17 protein-coding genes are annotated in these 18738 nt (G+C 53.1%); 11 read left to right on the plus strand and 6 right to left on the minus strand.

Features of this window, described 5'->3' with window-relative positions:
• Positions 1-10: 10 nt before the first annotated feature.
• Positions 11-616 carry a lytic transglycosylase domain-containing protein gene (locus EOS97_RS11620; RefSeq protein ID WP_001270444.1) on the minus strand — a complete coding sequence of 202 codons (606 nt, stop codon included), beginning with the start codon at positions 614-616 and terminating at the stop codon, positions 11-13.
• Between the two features lie 2 nt (positions 617-618).
• On the minus strand, positions 619-906 hold the full coding sequence (locus EOS97_RS11625) for a putative holin (RefSeq protein ID WP_001226439.1): 288 nt from the start codon (positions 904-906) through the stop codon (positions 619-621).
• A 576-nt stretch (positions 907-1482) separates the two neighbouring features.
• On the opposite strand from EOS97_RS11625, the gene EOS97_RS11630 reads away from it, so the two are divergent.
• A complete protein-coding gene (locus tag EOS97_RS11630) occupies positions 1483-1830 on the plus strand; it encodes a Mor transcription activator family protein (protein WP_000615248.1) in 348 nt (115 codons plus the stop codon).
• A 130-nt stretch (positions 1831-1960) separates the two neighbouring features.
• Here EOS97_RS11630 and lysC read toward each other — a convergent pair whose 3' ends face one another.
• Entirely contained in the window at positions 1961-3310 is a 1350-nt protein-coding gene (gene lysC, locus EOS97_RS11635) for a lysine-sensitive aspartokinase 3 (RefSeq protein WP_000136392.1), read from the minus strand.
• A 388-nt stretch (positions 3311-3698) separates the two neighbouring features.
• Here lysC and pgi point away from each other — a divergent pair, with 388 nt between their 5' ends.
• The 6 genes from pgi to psiE all read left to right on the plus strand — a co-directional run bounded on the left by pgi (position 3699) and on the right by psiE (position 10119).
• Positions 3699-5348, plus strand: coding sequence for a glucose-6-phosphate isomerase (pgi, locus tag EOS97_RS11640; RefSeq protein ID WP_000790024.1), 1650 nt, complete (start codon positions 3699-3701; stop codon positions 5346-5348).
• A 443-nt stretch (positions 5349-5791) separates the two neighbouring features.
• Complete coding sequence (gene yjbE / locus EOS97_RS11645) at positions 5792-6034, plus strand: exopolysaccharide production protein YjbE (RefSeq protein ID WP_001541297.1); 243 nt, start codon at positions 5792-5794, stop codon at positions 6032-6034.
• A 63-nt stretch (positions 6035-6097) separates the two neighbouring features.
• Positions 6098-6736, plus strand: a complete 639-nt coding sequence (locus EOS97_RS11650; RefSeq protein WP_000824801.1) for a YjbF family lipoprotein — start codon at positions 6098-6100, stop codon at positions 6734-6736.
• Positions 6733-7470, plus strand: coding sequence for a capsule biosynthesis GfcC family protein (locus EOS97_RS11655; RefSeq protein ID WP_000977975.1), 738 nt, complete (start codon positions 6733-6735; stop codon positions 7468-7470). Before EOS97_RS11650 ends, EOS97_RS11655 begins: the two co-directional genes overlap by 4 nt.
• Positions 7470-9566, plus strand: a complete 2097-nt coding sequence (locus EOS97_RS11660; protein ID WP_000750791.1) for a YjbH domain-containing protein — start codon at positions 7470-7472, stop codon at positions 9564-9566. The genes EOS97_RS11655 and EOS97_RS11660 overlap by 1 nt, the downstream gene beginning before the upstream one ends.
• Positions 9567-9708: 142 nt before the next feature.
• The gene (gene psiE, locus EOS97_RS11665) at positions 9709-10119 is read left to right on the plus strand and encodes a phosphate-starvation-inducible protein PsiE (protein ID WP_000982752.1); all 411 of its coding nucleotides are present in this window, start codon (positions 9709-9711) and stop codon (positions 10117-10119) included.
• Between the two features lie 165 nt (positions 10120-10284).
• Here psiE and malG read toward each other — a convergent pair whose 3' ends face one another.
• From malG to malE, 3 genes are all read right to left on the minus strand, one after another.
• A complete protein-coding gene (malG, locus tag EOS97_RS11670; protein WP_001252081.1) occupies positions 10285-11175 on the minus strand; it encodes a maltose ABC transporter permease MalG in 891 nt (296 codons plus the stop codon).
• Between the two features lie 14 nt (positions 11176-11189).
• Positions 11190-12734 carry a maltose ABC transporter permease MalF gene (gene malF / locus EOS97_RS11675; RefSeq protein ID WP_000382576.1) on the minus strand — a complete coding sequence of 515 codons (1545 nt, stop codon included), beginning with the start codon at positions 12732-12734 and terminating at the stop codon, positions 11190-11192.
• Positions 12735-12865: 131 nt separating this feature from the next.
• The gene (malE, locus tag EOS97_RS11680) at positions 12866-14056 is read right to left on the minus strand and encodes a maltose/maltodextrin ABC transporter substrate-binding protein MalE (RefSeq protein WP_000695415.1); all 1191 of its coding nucleotides are present in this window, start codon (positions 14054-14056) and stop codon (positions 12866-12868) included.
• Between the two features lie 361 nt (positions 14057-14417).
• On the opposite strand from malE, the gene malK reads away from it, so the two are divergent.
• From malK to ubiC, 4 genes are all read left to right on the plus strand, one after another.
• On the plus strand, positions 14418-15527 hold the full coding sequence (malK, locus tag EOS97_RS11685) for a maltose/maltodextrin ABC transporter ATP-binding protein MalK (RefSeq protein ID WP_000179176.1): 1110 nt from the start codon (positions 14418-14420) through the stop codon (positions 15525-15527).
• Between the two features lie 88 nt (positions 15528-15615).
• Entirely contained in the window at positions 15616-16974 is a 1359-nt protein-coding gene (locus EOS97_RS11690) for a maltoporin (RefSeq protein WP_000973643.1), read from the plus strand.
• A gap of 163 nt (positions 16975-17137) precedes the next feature.
• Positions 17138-18055 (plus strand): maltose operon protein MalM, encoded by a 918-nt coding sequence (gene malM, locus EOS97_RS11695; protein WP_000782504.1) that lies wholly within the window; start codon positions 17138-17140, stop codon positions 18053-18055.
• Positions 18056-18235: 180 nt separating this feature from the next.
• The gene (gene ubiC / locus EOS97_RS11700; RefSeq protein ID WP_000019229.1) at positions 18236-18733 is read left to right on the plus strand and encodes a chorismate lyase; all 498 of its coding nucleotides are present in this window, start codon (positions 18236-18238) and stop codon (positions 18731-18733) included.
• Positions 18734-18738 lie beyond the last annotated feature (5 nt).

Below are 18738 nucleotides of genomic sequence, written 5' to 3' on the forward strand. Positions count from 1 at the left end.
CTCCCTCTGATTAATGAATGCAGCTAGCCTGCCCCCATTGCAAATAACGGGGAGCATGTTGGTATAAAATCGCTTTGGGGTAGTGACGATTCTCGCGCCAGTTTGCGGCGCTGCGCCCGGCGTTAACGCGTTCTACATGTTCAAACCAGATGGACGTATCTAACCCCTTTGCGGCGGCCAGCTTTTTATCTCTGTTAACCCAGCCTTGCCCGCCGTTATAGGCGCTCAGAGTGAAAGCCATTCGCTGGCAGCTATTTTTTGCTAACACGCTTTTCCACAACTGGCGGTCATACTGTACCAGCGCGCGTATCGCCCAGGCGGGATTAAACGGCTTGTTCTCGCGAAGCGCTGGGTACAACTGGCTTACCCATTTTGCCGTTGCGGGCATAAATTGCGCCATACCCTGCGCGCCAGCCGGGGAACGGGCGTCAGGCGCCCAGCCGGATTCCTGATGTAGTTGCCCGGCAAAATCAGCAACGGGGGCGTTAAGCCCCCAGATTTCGCGCGCGGTACGAATCACTTCGTTTCGCCATTGCAGAGAAGCGCGCGGCGGTTCGGCAGCGTCGGCAGACAAGAAAGTCATAACGCAGACCAGGCATACGTATTGATAACGCATCGTTACAGCCCCAGCGCGACGGCAAGGCAAATTGCCGCAACGATGATCGCGCGACGAATCATCGCCGCGGCGCAGCACAGCGATTCTTCCCAGGGGCAAAAGGAGTCGGGACGCGCCCAGGGGAAAAGACTACGGTCGAGCCAGTAACCCAGCACCGCTGATAACGAAACCAGGCTGAGTTTATAGATGACGACCGGAATTTGCGCTGATGATGTCCAGCCGATAAGCGCAAACAGTACGACAGAGGCAATCAGCCAGCCGGAAAGTCGGGGAACAATAATTTTTCGCATACTCTATCTCCTGATAATTGAGAGAGAAGTATCGCTTTTCCCCATAACGGAAGAACGAAAAGGGCTTTAATAAATAACTTTAAAAAATGTTTAGCGCATGGTGTCAAATGCCAACAAATAAACGAATAAATAAAGCTTTCGGGGCAGGGGGTAGAGGCTGCCTGCGGAGAGTCAGTATGTGTCTGTGGCAGGCAATGATGGCGGTATTGCTGCGTCATAATAATCTTTGATTAAAATTATCTTATTGATTTTTAAAGTCACTTTAAAAATTCACGCGATCGTGAGGAAAGCGATCTTTTTGATCGAACGCAGAAAAAAATGCAAAAAATTAACTGTATATACATACAGTATTGTGTAAAATGATGACATCAGTGAAGGCTTACTTCACCTATAAAATAAATACATATTATAAATTGAAAGCGATATATACATTCTTTTAATTTATAATTAAATGTCGTTGATAGTAAATATTTATATATATTTTGAATATATTGATAGGTAGTTATTGCACCGTTTTTTACGCTTCCCTTTTTGGTGCCGTCACGGGGAGCATGGTGCTGGATATGGAGATAAAATATGATTCAGAAATCAAAAGAAATGGTTCGGCTTCCGGAGATTATTAACGATCTGGCGTTTCATGCGTCGCAGGTACTTATTGAAAGCATGAATATTGATAGCGCGTCAGCCGAAAATGCCGGTCAGGCAATTGCTGACAGAATGATGCGCAACTGGGGCGGGCAAAGCATTTATTTCCCCAAAGGTATCTCTGGTCGGGCTTCGGAACGGGATTATCAGATTTACAGCGAGTGCGATGGGCGTAATTATGCGGAGCTGGCCAAAAAGTACAATTTGACACTGCAGTGGATCTATAAAATCGTTAAGCGGGTCCACACGGAAAAACAGCACCAGCGGCGTATGTTGTAAGCGATATCGGGTATGGCGTATAGCGACAAGCGCTATACGCCGGGAGCTGCGACAGGCCGGATAAGGCGCTTGCGTCGCCATCCGGCAGCGTATTGCCTGATAGCGCTCACCCGCTGCCGTGTCAGGGCGATTATTCAAATAAGTTCTGATGTAGCTTTTGCACCACTTTCTCGGCATCGTCTCCCGGCACGAGGAAGCACAGATTGTGGCTGGAGGCGCCGTAACAAATCATGCGAATGTTGAACGGTTCCAGGACGCCAAACACTTCTTTACCAACACCGCAGGCTTTTGACAGGTTGTTGCCAATCAGCGCGACCAGCGCCAGTCCTTCTTCGACTTCGACCCGACACAGCGCGGAAAGCTCCATCAATAAGGATTGGGTCAGTAACGTATCGCCCGTGGAGGTGGAGCCGGTAGTATCCAGCGTCAGCGCAACGCTCACCTCCGAAGTGGTAATCAGATCTACCGAAATATTATGCCGCGCCAGAATGCCGAACACCTCTGCCAGGAAACCTCGTGAGTGCAGCATATTCAGGCTGTGCAGCGTCAATAGCGTTTGATTGCGGCGCAGCGCCAGCGCGCGGAACAGCGGCGGGTTTTGGGTTTTATTGCACACCAGCGTACCGCCCGCTTGCGGATCTTTACTGGAGCCAACGAAGACCGGGATATCGCTGCGCACGGCCGGGAGTAAGGTGGCTGGATGCAGTACTTTTGCGCCGAAGGTTGCCATCTCCGCCGCTTCTTCAAAGTCGATTTCATCAATTCGCTGCGCGACGGGCACTACGCGCGGGTCGGTGGTGTAAATACCGGGCACATCTGTCCAGATATCAACCCGCGCGGCATGGAGCGCTTCAGCCAGCAACGCTGCCGTATAGTCGCTGCCGCCGCGGCCTAACGTCGTGGTGCGGCCTTTGCTTTCACTGCCGATAAAGCCCTGAGTAATGACCAACGTTTCGTTCAGGCGCGGGAGCAACTGCTGCGCGGCCAGTTCCGCAAGCGCTGCGACGTCCGGTTCCGCACGACCAAAGCGATCGCTGGTACGCATCACTTTGCGCACGTCGAACCAGTGGGCCTGTACGTCGCGTTCACGCAGGATCTCAACAAATAGCAGGGTAGACATCAGCTCGCCGTGGCTGACCAGTTCATCGGTCAGGGCTGCCGATGTCGCCAGCGATGCCGCCTCCGCCAGAATAGTGATGTTTTCCAGCAGGCGTTCAATCTCTTCGCGAATGACATTCGGATGACGCAGACGATCAAGGATATCGAACTGGATTTTACGGATGGCGTCGAGCGTAGCGAAACGTTCGCCGGGCTCCATCCCTTCGGCCAGCGCCACCAGCAGATTAGTGATGCCGGCAGACGCGGAAAGCACGACTAAACGAACATTGGCGTCGGAAAGTACGATATCCGCGCTACGGTTCATGGCGTCAAAATCAGCGACGCTGGTACCGCCAAATTTGGAAACAACGATCTCTGTCATATCAACCTCGTGTCAGGAAATGAAAAACGCGACCATGGCACAAGGGCAGAACAGAAACCGGTGCAGGCGCAAATGCAAGTAACGTATTTATAAATAAAAGTTGTGGCCTGGACTGTCAACGTTGGGATTATGCGGATTTTTTATGCTGAGTTTAGGCTCAGTAACAGCGCTTATAACCCCGATACCCGTTTGTAGGAATGTTGGCTTATCTATGCGCCCGGCGACTCACCCATTTGCCGCCTTTCTGCACCTCGAATTATTTAGGGTATATACTTTTTATCCTCATTCGACAGTGCCTGGGGCAACGGCACTAAAACAATCACACTTTTCTGTGACTGGCGTTACAATCGATCCCAGTCACAATTCTCAAATCAGAAGAGTATTGCTAATGAAAAACATCAATCCAACGCAGACTTCTGCCTGGCAGGCGCTCCAGAAACACTACGATGAAATGAAAGACGTTACGATCGCTGAGCTTTTCGCGAACGATAGCGACCGTTTCGCTAAATTTTCCGCGACGTTTGACGATCTGATGCTGGTGGATTTCTCCAAAAACCGCATCACCGAAGAGACGCTGGCAAAATTACAGGATCTGGCGAAAGAGACCGATCTGGCCGGCGCGATTAAATCCATGTTCTCCGGCGAGAAGATCAACCGCACCGAAGACCGCGCCGTGCTGCACGTGGCGCTGCGTAACCGTAGCAATACGCCGATCATCGTGGACGGCAAAGATGTGATGCCGGAAGTGAACGCCGTGCTTGAGAAGATGAAAACTTTCTCGCAAGCGATTATCTCCGGTCAGTGGAAAGGCTACACCGGTAAGGCCATCACCGACGTGGTGAACATCGGTATCGGCGGTTCCGACCTCGGCCCGTTCATGGTGACCGAAGCGCTGCGTCCGTATAAAAACCATCTGAACATGCACTTCGTCTCTAACGTTGATGGTACCCACATCGCTGAAGTGCTGAAAAAAGTGAACCCGGAAACCACGCTGTTCCTGGTGGCGTCGAAAACCTTCACTACGCAGGAAACCATGACCAACGCCCACAGCGCGCGCGACTGGTTCCTGAAAAGTGCAGGCGATGAAAAACACGTGGCGAAACACTTTGCTGCGCTCTCCACCAACGCCAAAGCGGTCGGCGAATTTGGTATCGACACGGCCAATATGTTCGAGTTCTGGGACTGGGTCGGCGGTCGTTACTCGCTGTGGTCTGCCATCGGGCTGTCCATTATTCTGTCCGTCGGTTTCGACAACTTTGTCGAGCTGCTTTCCGGCGCGCACGCGATGGACAAGCATTTCTCCACCACTCCGGCGGAGAAAAACCTACCCATTCTGCTGGCGTTGATTGGTATCTGGTACAACAATTTCTTCGGCGCGGAAACCGAAGCCATTCTGCCGTACGACCAGTATATGCACCGTTTCGCCGCCTACTTCCAGCAGGGCAACATGGAATCCAACGGTAAATACGTTGACCGTAACGGCAACGCCGTGGATTACCAGACAGGCCCAATTATCTGGGGCGAACCAGGCACCAACGGTCAGCACGCGTTTTATCAATTGATTCACCAGGGTACTAAAATGGTGCCGTGTGATTTTATCGCCCCGGCTATCACCCATAACCCGCTATCCGATCATCATCAGAAGCTGCTGTCTAACTTCTTCGCGCAGACCGAAGCGCTGGCGTTTGGTAAATCCCGCGAGGTGGTTGAGCAGGAATATCGCGATCAGGGTAAAGATCCGGCGCAGCTTGAACACGTTGTGCCATTCAAAGTGTTTGAAGGCAACCGCCCGACCAACTCTATCCTGCTGCGCGAAATTACGCCGTTCAGTCTGGGCGCGCTGATTGCGTTGTACGAGCATAAAATCTTTACGCAGGGCGCCATCCTGAACATCTTTACTTTCGACCAGTGGGGCGTTGAGTTGGGTAAACAGTTGGCTAACCGTATTCTGCCGGAGCTGGGCGATGATAAAGCTATTTCGTCCCATGATAGCTCTACCAACGGTCTGATTAACCGTTATAAAGCCTGGCGCGCCTGATGGCGCTGCGCTTATCCGGTCTACGTAATGCATAGTGTCTGTAGGCCGGATAAAGCGTTTCGCCGCCATCCGGCAAAAAGAGAATAAGATAATAAAAAGGCCGATATTCACATCGGCTTTTTTTATAAGATAATTCCGCTTGTCCGTCTTTATCCCCACAATTTTATATTGAGCTTAATCCTAAAATAAGCAATAACCAGAAAATCACTCTGCGTTATTTTCAGATTATACGGATGTCGATGTCTTTTAGTTTAATTTTAACTTATTGATTTTATTTGTTTGTTAATTAAATGATGTAGGCGTTACTTCTTTAAAGTTTAATTATCCTAAAACCTCGCTGTTATTTCTCCCGGACATAATCCGCCTGCTTTGGTTGTGTATACTCGGTAGCGCCCGAAATTCTTTTGGGTAAATCTCCATTCATTCAATGAAGGGAAATTATGATGAAAAAAGTACTGTATGGCATTTTTGCCATAACCGCGCTTGCGGCGACATCTGTCTCGGCAGCCCCCGTTCAGGTGGGTGAAGCGGCAGGGTCGGCAGCGACGTCGGTATCGGCGGGAAGCTCCTCCGCTACCAGCGTTAGCACCGTAAGTTCGGCGGTGGGCGTCGCGTTAGCGGCAACCGGCGGCGGCGATGGTTCTAATACCGGAACCACGACCACCACGACCACCAGTACCCAGTAGTATCGGTACGTTTAACCATAACCACACTCCGGTGTGGTTATTTTGCCCCTCTGGAGAAGCGTCGTGAAGCGACTCGCACTTATCCTGATTTGCCTGCTATTACAGGCGTGTTCGGCCACCACTAAAGGCCTGGGCGATTCACTGTGGGACAGTTTGTTCGGTACGCCAGGCGTACAGCTAACTGATGACGATATTCAAAACATGCCTTATGCCAGCCAGTACATGCAACTTAACGGCGGTCCTCAACTGTTTGTGGTGCTCGCTTTCTCGGAAAACGGGCAGCAGAAATGGGTGACGCAGGATGGCGCGACGATCGTGACGCAGCATGGCCGTCTGGTCAAAACTCTGCTCGGCGGCGACAACCTGATCGATGTGAATAATCTGGCGACCGACCCGCTGGCGAAACCAGGACAGATTATCGATGGCGCGACCTGGACTCGCACCCTGGGCTGGACCGAACATCGCCAGGTGCGTTACGCCACCGCCCGTTCCGTTTTTACATGGCGAGGGACCGATAGCGTTAGCGTCGGCAGTGAAGAGACCGCCGTGCGGGTGCTGGATGAAGAAGTGACGACCGATCAAACGCGCTGGCGTAATCGCTACTGGATTGATAGCGAAGGCCAAATTCGCCAGACGGAACAGTATCTGGGCGCGAATTACTTTCCGGTGAAAACCACGCTGATTAAGGCGGCAAAATCATGATGAAAAGGACGATAAGCGCGCTGGCGCTGGCCTTTGTCGCGTCATCCGCCTTTGCCAGCGGCACTGTTACCGTTTTTACCCAGGGTAATAGCGAGCCTAAAACGCTGACAGACGCTGAGCGTCTGCTCGATTTAGTCGGACAGCCGCGCCTGGCAACGAGCTGGTGGCCTGCGGCGGTGATAGGCGAAGAACAGGCGACCGTGACGGCGCGTCAACAGCAGCAGGAACTTCTCGGGCGACTGGCGGCGCTCAGCGCTGAGGAAGATGGCGATGCGGCGGCGGCAATAAACACACTACGCCGACAGATTCAGGCGGTGAAGGTGACGGGCAGACAATTCGTGAATCTTGATCCTGACGTGGTGCGGGTGAGCGAACGAGGTAACCCGCCGCTGCAAGGTCACTACACGCTCTGGGTCGGGCCGCAACCCACGCAGGTGACGCTCTTTGGCTTGATTAGCCAGCCGGGCAGCCAGCCGTTCGTCCCTGGGCGGGACGTCGCCAGTTATCTTGAGGGTCAGCGCTTACTCAGCGGCGCGGATCGTAGCTATGCTTGGGTGGTTTACCCTGATGGACGCAGCCAAAAAGCGCCGGTGGCTTACTGGAATAAGCGTCATATCGAGCCGATGCCCGGCAGCATTATTTTTGTCGGTTTTGCCGATTCCCTTTGGCGCGGCACGCCGGAGGCGATGAATGCCGACATTCTTCATACCCTGACGCAGCGGATACCTGAATAATGAAAAAAACACATCTGCTCAGCGTGCTGGCGCTGGGTATTAGCGCGGCCTGCCATGCCGAAACATATCCAGCCCCTATTGGGCCTTCACAATCTGACTTTGGCGGCGTGGGCCTGCTGCAAACGCCGACAGCGCGTATGGCGCGTGAAGGGGAGATGAGCCTGAACTATCGCGATAACGATCAGTACCGCTACTACTCGGCTTCGGTTCAGCTTTTCCCGTGGCTGGAAACCACGTTGCGCTATACCGATGTCCGTACGAAAAAGTACAGCAGCGTGGAATCATTCTCCGGTGACCAGACTTACAAAGATAAAGCGTTTGATGTGAAACTGCGGTTGTGGGAAGAGAGTTACTGGATGCCGCAGGTGGCGGTTGGCGCGCGCGATATCGGCGGGACGGGGCTGTTTGATGCGGAATATATTGTAGCGAGTAAGGCCTGGGGGCCATTTGATTTTTCATTAGGTCTCGGCTGGGGCTATCTTGGCACCAGCGGCAATGTGTCTAATCCTTTCTGTTCGTATAGTGGTAAATTCTGTTCGCGTGATAACAGCTATAAAGAGGCAGGTTCCGTCGACGGTAGCGATATGTTTCACGGCCCGGCCTCGCTGTTTGGCGGCGTGGAATACCAGACCCCGTGGCAACCGCTACGCCTGAAGCTGGAGTATGAAGGCAATAACTATCAGCAGGATTTTGCGGGTAAACTGGAGCAGAAGAGCAAGTTTAACGTCGGCGCCATTTACCGCGTCACCGATTGGGCCGACGTTAACCTCAGCTACGAGCGCGGCAACACCTTTATGTTTGGCGTTACGCTGCGCACCAATTTCAACGATTTACGTCCCGCGTATCATGACAATTCACGCCCGCAATACCGACCACAGCCGCAGGATGCCATCCTGCAACATTCGGTAGTGGCTAATCAATTAACGTTATTGAAATATAATGCCGGTCTGGCGGACCCGAAAATCCAGGTCAAAGGCGATACGCTATACGTTACCGGTGAACAGATGAAGTACCGCGACTCCCGTGAAGGGATCGTGCGCGCTAACCGGATCGTCATGAACGATCTGCCGGAGGGGACCCGCACGATCCGCGTGACGGAAAACCGCCTTAATCTGCCGCAGGTCACCACTGAAACCGATGTCGCCAGCCTGAAACGCCATCTGGAAGGCGAACCGCTGGGACATGAAACCCCGCTGGCGCAAAAACGCGTGGAGCCGATCGTGCCAGAGAGTACTGAACAGGGTTGGTATATCGACAAGTCGCGCGTTGATTTTCATCTTGATCCCGTGCTGAATCAGTCGGTAGGCGGCCCGGAAAACTTCTATATGTATCAGTTGGGCGTAATGGGAACTGCGGATCTGTGGGTCACGGATCATCTGCTCACCACGGGCAGCGTGTTTGCCAATATCGCCAACAACTACGACAAATTTAACTACACCAATCCGCCGAAGGATTCGCATCTGCCGCGGGTGCGTACGCATGTCCGTGAGTATGTGCAGAATGATGTTTATGTGAATAACCTACAGGCCAACTACTTCCAGTATTTTGGCAATGGTTTCTATGGGCAGGTCTACGGCGGTTATCTGGAGACCATGTTTGGCGGTGCCGGGGCGGAAGTCCTGTATCGCCCGGTAGACAGCAATTGGGCGTTTGGCCTGGATGCCAACTACGTGAAACAGCGTGACTGGCGTAGCGCGCAGGATATGATGAAGTTTACCGATTACAGCGTGAAGACCGGACATTTGACCGCATACTGGACGCCGTCGTTCGCCCAGGATGTGCTGGTGAAAGCCAGCGTTGGTCAGTATCTGGCGGGCGATAAAGGCGGTACGCTGGAGATCGCCAAACGCTTCGATAGTGGCGTCGTTGTCGGCGGTTACGCGACGATTACCGATGCGTCGCCGGATGAATATGGAGAAGGGGATTTTACCAAAGGCGTATATGTTTCCGTGCCGCTGGATCTCTTCTCGTCCGGCCCAACCCGAAGTCGTGCGGCAATTGGCTGGACGCCGCTGACGCGTGACGGTGGTCAACAGCTTGGCCGTAAGTTTGGCCTGTATGATATGACCAGTGACAGGAGCGTAAATTTCCGTTAATACTCAGGCCGGATAAGGCGTTCACGGCGCTATCCGGCAAATTATCTTATTGAACAAAATATAAACATAAATAAAAAATATAGATACCCGTCACATTTGTGCGTTATACAGAAACCTCGCCGCAGAGAAAGAGGGGGCTGTTATGATGCCATTATCGCGCTCACGTCTTGAGTTTATCGCCACGATTTTACAAAACGTACTAAATTTGGGGCTGCTTACCCTCGGTCTGATCCTGGTCGTTTTTCTCGGTAAAGAGACGGTGCATCTGGCGGATGCATTATTCGTGCCTGAGCAAGCCAGCAAATATGAACTGGTGGAAGGGCTGGTGATCTACTTTCTTTATTTCGAATTTATTGCGCTGATTGTGAAGTACTTTAAGTCTGGCCTTCACTTTCCGCTGCGCTATTTCGTGTACATTGGGATCACGGCGATTGTGCGCCTGATCATTGTCGATCATAAAACGCCAATGGATGTATTACTCTATTCGGCGGCGATCCTCCTGTTGGTTATCACGTTGTGGTTATGTAATTCGAACCGACTACGGCGAGAATAGGCGTCGCCACACCGTAACGGACGTACGGCGTGTCAATAAATTAGCCTCTGTCTATAACGCATAAAAAAAGCGCTCCGAAGAGCGCCAAAATACGACCATAAGTGGGGATAACATAAGTTGAGGGCAGTGGCATTGCCCGTTGCCGGGCAGGTACTTCGATAAAACTTAACCTTTCACACCCCCTGCCGTCAGGCCGTTGACCAGCCAACGTTGCGCCAACAGGAACACCAGGGTGATAGGAATAGCGGAAAGGACGGCGGCGGCGGCAAAGTCGCCCCACAAATAGTTTTGCGGGTTGAGATATTGCTGCATACCCACGGCCAGCGTATAGCTGTCCACATCGCGCAGTAACAACGAGGCGACCGGAACTTCGGTAATCGCCGCGATGAACGACAGAATAAACACCACCGCCAGAATCGGTACGGAAAGCGGCAGCAGCACCAGGCGAAACGCCTGCCACGGGGTTGCGCCATCCAGCGCGGCGGCCTCTTCCAGCGAACTGTCGATAGTTTCGAAGTAGCCTTTAATCGTCCAGACATGCAGCGCGATGCCGCCAAGATAGGCGAAGATCACGCCGCCATGCGTATTCAGACCGATAAATGGAATGTATTGTCCCAGGCGATCAAATAACGCATACAGCGCTACCAGAGACAAAACCGCCGGAAACATCTGGAAAATCAGCATCCCTTTGAGCAGTGTTGCTTTACCTGGAAAACGCATTCGTGCGAAAGCGTAGGCGCAGGTGGTGGAGAGCGCCACGATGCCGATGGCGGTAATACCGGCGATTTTCACCGAGTTCCACAGCCACAGCAGGACCGGGAAGGGAGGCGGCGTTACCCGACCATCCGCATGTTCCACGCTGAAACCCAGCGCCAGCCGCCAGTGTTCCCAGGAGATTTTGTCCGGGATCAGGCTTCCGGTGGCGAAGTTCCCTTCACGTAGCGAGATAGCGATGACCATCAGCAGCGGGAACATAATCGCCGCGATGAAAATCAGCAGCCCCAGGTGCGTGATGAAGAGACGCAGTTTCTGAGATTTGGGTTGGACCATAGCCATTGTTATTATCTCCCTTAATCAAACTTCATACGCGTGGCTTTCAGGTTCACTATTGCCAGCGCGCCTACCAGCAGGAAGATCAGCGTGGCAATGGCCGCCGCCAGACCGAAGTCCTGACCGCCGCCGCCTTCAAAGGCGATACGGTAGGTGTAGCTGACGAGCAGATCGGTATAACCGGCAGGCGTGGTGGTGCCGAGACGGTCTGGCCCGCCGTTGGTCAACAGTTGAATCAGGACAAAGTTATTAAAGTTAAAGGCGAAGCTGGCGATCATCAGCGGCGTTAGCGGCTTAATCAGCAGCGGTAAGGTGATCTTAAAGAAATTCTGAAATGGACCGGCGCCGTCCATTGCGGAGGCTTCGTACAGGTCGTCCGGAATCGCTTTCAGCAGTCCCATGCACAGGATCATCATGTAGGGATAGCCCAGCCAGGTATTCACGATAATCACCATTGCCCGCGCGGTGTTGGGGTCGCTGAACCAGGCAGGTTTAATGCCGAACAGCGCGCTCAGCATCATATTGATTTCACCAAAGCTTTGGTTGAATAACCCTTTGAAAATCAAAATTGAAATAAACGACGGTACGGCGTAGGGCAGAATCAGCAGGACGCGGTAGATAGCTTTACCTTTCAGCGCTTCCCACTGTACGAGGCAGGCCAATACCATCCCAACCGCCACGGTTAACACCACAGTGAGGACCGAAAAGACCACGGTCCAGACGAAGATAGCGAAAAAAGGCTTCTGGATCCCTTCGTCGGTAAAGACGCGCGTAAAGTTTTTCGCGCCGATAGTAACGGTATAACCAGGACTGAGTTTTTCATCACCCCAGCTTCCGTCGGCGTTGATCGACTGATAATAACCGCTATCGTTGTTTGGCCGGTATTTTACGCCGCTCTGGTTATTGGTCAGCAGGCCGTCATCAGCCAGTGTGTACAGCGGACGAGTACCGGAAAACTGACGCAGCGAGCTCATAATCACTTTACTTTCATCCGGCAGGACGGCGGTTATCTGGTTCAGCGCCAGACGGTTCTGGGTGATTATCCGCAGATTGGCGCGTTCGCCGCCCGGCAGGGCATCGGTCTCTTTCAGCTGTAATTTTTGTTCGCCGCCGAAGGAAAATGCGTCAGACAGGTAATGTTTGCCCGTTTCTCCGTCGGTGAGGGCCAGTTGCCACTCGTCGCCGACCGGGTAAAGACCGAAGTTATAGGTTTTTCCTGCCTGATAAGAACGGTCCATCAGCACTTGCTGGGCGCGTTCAAAGGTGAGCTGGTTGGTGCTGCTGTAGTTAGTAAAGGCGATGGCGATGGTGCACACCAGCGGGAATAGCACAAACAGCCCCATGCCGGCGAGGCCAGGGTAAACGTAGCGCCAGGCGTAGGTTTTACGATTTGCGAAAATATACAGGCCAGCAGAGCTTAAAATCAGCGTCATGATGGCGAACAGATACTCCCCTTGTACGTACATTAAAACTACAAGGTAACCCACCAGCAGGCCCAGCAGACCAATTACTGACCATTTAAGCTGGTCGCTTTGCCACCAGTGTTTCTTTTTAATGACATCCATGGGGGTTTTCCTCTACAGCGTTGAAACTTCCTGGCCGGAGATGTGCCTGATGGCGCTGCGCTTATCAGGCCTACGGTGTGTTGTAGGCCGGATAAGGCATTTATGCCGCCATCCGGCACAGGCTCGCGGCATTACTTGGTGATACGGCTTTGTGCATCTTTCAGCGCGGCATCCACGGTTTGACGGCCGCTGGCGGCGTTGATCACAGCCGTACGTACCGCATACCAGAAGGCGGACATCTGCGGAATATTCGGCATGATCTCGCCTTTCTGGGCGTTATCCATGGTGGCGGCGATACGGGGGTCTTTCGCTAACTGCTCCTGGAAAGATTTCAGCGCCACGGCGCCCAGCGGTTTATCTTTGTTCACCGCTTCCAGACCCTGATCGGTCAGCAGGTAGTTTTCGAGGAACTCTTTCGCCAGCTCCTTGTTCGGGCTGGCAGCGTTAATCCCCGCGCTCAGCACGCCGACGAACGGCTTCGAGGGTTTACCTTTGAAGGTCGGCAGCAGGGTGACACCGTAGTTGACTTTGCTCTTGTCGATGTTCGACCATGCCCACGGACCGTTGATGGTCATTGCCGTTTCGCCTTTATTGAAGGCCGCTTCGGCGATGGAGTAATCGGTATCGGCGCTCATATTTTTGTTCTTGATCATATCGATCAGGAAAGTCAGGCCCGCTTTCGCGCCGGCGTTGTCGACGCCAACGTCTTTCACGTCATACTTGCCGTTTTCAAATTTGAACGCGTAACCGCCGTCAGCGGCGATCAAAGGCCAGGTGAAATACGGCTCTTGCAGGTTGAACATTATCGCCGACTTCCCTTTCGCTTTTAGCTCTTTATCCAGCGCCGGGATCTCTTCCCAGGTTTTCGGCGGGTTCGGGACAAGGTCTTTGTTATAAATCAGGGAGAGGGCTTCAACGGCGATGGGGTAGGCGATCAGCTTGCCGTTATAACGTACCGCATCCCAGGTAAACGGATAGAGTTTGTCCTGAAACGCTTTATCCGGAGTGACCTCCGCCAGCAGACCAGACTGCGCGTAGCCGCCAAAACGGTCGTGCGCCCAGAAGATAATGTCAGGACCGTCGCCGGTGGCTGCCACCTGCGGGAATTTCTCTTCCAGCTTATCCGGGTGCTCAACGGTCACTTTAATGCCGGTGTCTTGCTCAAATTTTTTACCGACCTCGGCCAGACCGTTATAACCCTTGTCGCCGTTGATCCAGATAACCAGTTTACCTTCTTCAATTTTGGCGAGAGCCGGGGCGGAAATCATCATCGTCGTAAGTGCGGATAATGCGAGGATGCCTACGCCAGTTTTAATCTTCATATCTCCCATCCTTTTTGGTGATGTACACAGAGGTGGTTTAACGGTCTCTAGTTTCTTTATACGACAACCTCTTTCCATCCTCCCCGCCCCTACGCCCCACCCCGGCTTTATGTGATCTGTGTTGCATAAATGTGAGTAATGCGTGCTGGCGCACACAAAAACACGCCGATTTTTGCGGGCGGCATCACGAAATTCCTTTTCTGTCCGCGCCCGTGGTCTCAGGCGCTGTGCCCTCATCCTCCCGCCTCCTCCCCCATAAAAAAGCCGGGGGGTGGAGGATTTACCCCAGTCAGGGATCGCGCATAGTCAGGCCATCATGAATGTTGCTGTCAATGACAGGTTGTAACGAAGGGAGAAGGGCATGGCGAGCGTACAGCTACGAAATGTAACGAAAGCCTGGGGTGACGTGGTGGTATCGAAAGATATTAACCTCGATATCCATGACGGGGAGTTCGTGGTGTTTGTCGGACCGTCAGGCTGTGGTAAATCGACCTTGCTGCGTATGATCGCCGGGCTTGAAACCATCACCAGTGGCGACCTGTTTATCGGGGAAACCCGTATGAATGATATTCCGCCTGCCGAGCGCGGCGTGGGCATGGTATTCCAGTCTTATGCGCTCTATCCCCATCTCTCCGTTGCAGAAAACATGTCTTTCGGCCTCAAGCTGGCGGGCGCCAAAAAAGAGGTAATGAATCAACGCGTCAATCAGGTGGCGGAAGTACTGCAACTGGCGCATCTGCTGGAACGTAAGCCAAAAGCGCTTTCCGGCGGTCAGCGTCAGCGCGTAGCGATTGGCCGCACGCTGGTGGCGGAGCCGCGTGTGTTTTTACTGGATGAACCGCTCTCTAACCTGGATGCCGCGCTACGCGTGCAGATGCGCATTGAAATTTCTCGCCTGCATAAACGTCTGGGCCGCACGATGATTTACGTCACCCACGATCAGGTCGAGGCGATGACGCTGGCCGACAAAATCGTGGTGCTGGACGCCGGTCGCGTCGCGCAGGTCGGTAAGCCGCTGGAGCTGTACCACTATCCGGCGGACCGTTTTGTCGCGGGCTTCATCGGCTCGCCGAAGATGAACTTCCTGCCGGTGAAAGTGACCGCCACCGCGATTGAACAAGTCCAGGTCGAACTGCCGAATCGCCAGCAAATCTGGCTGCCGGTCGAAAGTCGCGGCGTGCAGGTCGGCGCCAATATGTCTTTAGGCATTCGGCCGGAACACCTGCTGCCGAGCGATATCGCCGATGTCACCCTGGAAGGCGAAGTCCAGGTGGTCGAGCAGCTTGGTCATGAAACACAAATTCATATCCAGATCCCCGCCATCCGTCAAAACCTGGTTTATCGCCAGAATGACGTGGTGTTGGTAGAAGAGGGCGCCACATTCGCTATCGGCCTGCCGCCAGAGCGCTGTCATCTGTTCCGCGAGGATGGCAGCGCATGTCGTCGTCTGCATCAAGAGCCGGGTGTTTAAGGCCTCCATAAAAAAACGAAACGCAAAACCATTCGCAGTTTTAGAAGGTGGCAGCGTTTAAAGAAAAGCAATGATCTCAGGAGATAGAATGATGATTACTCTGCGCAAACTCCCACTGGCGGTTGCTGTCGCAGCGGGCGTAATGTCCGCTCAGGCAATGGCTGTCGATTTCCACGGTTACGCCCGTTCCGGTATTGGCTGGACGGGAAGCGGCGGCGAACAACAGTGTTTCCAGGCAACGGGTGCCCAAAGTAAATACCGTCTTGGTAACGAATGTGAAACCTATGCGGAACTGAAACTGGGCCAGGAAGTGTGGAAAGAGGGCGATAAGAGCTTCTATTTCGACACCAACGTCGCCTATTCGGTTAACCAGCAGAACGACTGGGAATCGACCGATCCCGCCTTCCGCGAAGCGAACGTGCAGGGTAAAAACCTGATTGAATGGCTGCCGGGCTCTACCATCTGGGCCGGTAAGCGCTTCTATCAGCGTCATGACGTACACATGATCGACTTCTACTACTGGGATATTTCAGGTCCTGGCGCGGGTATCGAAAATATCGATCTGGGCTTCGGTAAGCTTTCGCTGGCGGCGACCCGGTCTACTGAAGCGGGCGGCTCTTACACCTTCAGCAGCCAGAATATTTATGATGAAGTAAAAGATACCGCTAACGACGTCTTTGACGTACGTCTGGCTGGTCTGCAAACGAACCCGGACGGCGTACTGGAGCTGGGCGTTGACTACGGTCGCGCCAATACGACCGATGGTTATAAGCTGGCGGATGGGGCATCGAAAGACGGCTGGATGTTCACCGCCGAACACACGCAAAGCATGTTGAAAGGCTATAACAAGTTTGTCGTGCAATATGCCACCGATGCCATGACTACGCAGGGTAAAGGCCAGGCGCGCGGTTCCGACGGTTCTTCATCTTTCACTGAAGAATTGCCTGATGGAACCAAAATTAATTACGCCAATAAGGTCATCAATAATAATGGCGATATGTGGCGTATTTTGGATCATGGCGCCATCTCGCTTGGTGATAAATGGGATTTGATGTACGTCGGTATGTACCAGAATATCGATTGGGATAATAACCTGGGTACTGAGTGGTGGACCGTGGGCGTACGTCCAATGTACAAGTGGACGCCAATCATGAGTACCCTGCTGGAAGTCGGCTACGACAACGTGAAATCTCAGCAGACCGGCGATCGTAACAATCAATATAAAATCACCCTGGCGCAACAGTGGCAGGCGGGCGACAGCATCTGGTCGCGTCCGGCTATCCGTATTTTCGCCACCTACGCGAAATGGGATGAGAAATGGGGCTATATCAAAGACGGCAATAACATTTCCCGTTATGCCGCAGCAACTAACTCCGGCATTTCCACCAACAGCCGTGGCGATAGCGATGAGTGGACCTTCGGCGCCCAGATGGAAATCTGGTGGTAATACGATGGTCATCTGACGTAACGAGGGGCGCAAGCCCCTCTGAAACATCAGGTCTGATGATGCTTGTAAGCCGAATAAGGCGCCAGCCGCCATTCGGCGATATGTTTGGGTTGGCGCGCTATTGCCTGGCTACCGCTGAACCCGCCTTATTGAGGTGAGAATAATGAAAATGAAGAAAAGTCTCGTCGCCCTCTGTTTAACCGCAGGGCTGTTCGCCAGCGTGCCGGGTATCAGCCTGGCGGAAGTGAACTATGTACCGCAAAATACCAGCGCCGCGCCCGTTATTCCTGCTGCCGCGCTACAGCAATTAACCTGGACGCCTGTAGATCAGTCAAAAACGCAGTCTACCCAACTGGCGACTGGCGGCCAGCGCCTTGACGTCGCCGGCATTACCGGCCCGGTCGCCGCTTATAGCGTTCCGGCGAATATCGGCGAGCTGACATTAACTCTGACCAGCGAGGTCAATAAGCAAGCCAGCGTTTTTGCGCCAAACGTGTTGATTCTTGACCAAAATATGACGCCTTCGGCGTTCTTCCCCAGCAGTTACTTTACTTATCAGCAGCCGGGCGTCATGAGCGCAGACCGGCTGGAAGGCGTGATGCGCCTGACGCCTGCGTTGGGGCAGCAGAAACTCTATGTTCTGGTGTTTACGACCGAAAAAGATCTTCAGCAAACCACTACGCTGCTCGATCCGGCAAAAGCCTATGCCAAAGGCGTCGGTAACTCTATCCCGGATATTCCCGATCCAGTTGCTCGCCATACCACTGACGGCGTGGTGAAACTGAAGGTGAAAACCAACAGCAGCTCCAGCGTATTGGTCGGGCCGTTGTTTGGCTCGTCCGGTACCGGGCCGGTAACGGTAGGCAATACCGCCGCGCCGGTCGCTGCGCCAGCGCCAGTCGCGCCGAAGAAAAGCGAACCGATGTTGAACGATACGGAAAGCTACTTTAATAAAGCGATTAAGGATGCCGTAGCGAAAGGCGACGTCGATAAAGCGCTGAAACTGCTTGATGAGGCCGAACGTCTGGGATCGACATCTGCCCGTTCCACCTTTATCAGCAGTGTAAAAGGCAAGGGGTAATTGTTTCCCCACAGTGCTGATTTTGCAGCAACTGGTGCGTCTCCTGGCGCACCTTTTTTTATCATTTCATGCGAATTGTTATTTTTTTGTTGCGCAACAGATCACTTAATTGTGATTACGCCCCCCGTAATGTCTTTTCTGAGATACAATGACTTTAGGTTATGAATCGGAGAGTAAGGCATGTCACACCCTGCGTTAACGCGACTGCGTGCGCTGCGCTATTTTGATGCGATTCCTGCGCTTGATCCCCATTTGCTGGACTGGCTGTTGCTGGAAGATTCTATGACTAAACGTTTTGAGCAGCAGGGAAAGCGGGTAAGCGTGACGCTGATTCGGGAAGCGTTTGTCGGCCAAAGTGAGGTCGAGGAAGCATCAGGTTTACTGCCATCCGAATCCCGCTACTGGTTACGTGAGATACTGCTTTGCGCTGACGGCGAGCCCTGGCTTGCCGGACGTACCGTGGTACCGGAATCCACGCTATGCGGACCTGAACAGGTCTTACAACATCTGGGTAAAACCCCGCTTGGACGTTATCTATTTACATCATCGACACTGACCCGCGATTTTATTGAAATTGGACGCGATGCAACGCTGTGGGGGCGCCGCTCTCGACTGCGGTTGAGCGGAAAACCGCTGTTGCTTACCGAGCTTTTTTTACCTGCATCGCCGCTGTACTGAGAGGA

Origin of the sequence: Salmonella sp. SSDFZ54, assembly GCF_004010735.1 — a bacterium.
Classification (GTDB): domain Bacteria; phylum Pseudomonadota; class Gammaproteobacteria; order Enterobacterales; family Enterobacteriaceae; genus Salmonella; species Salmonella enterica.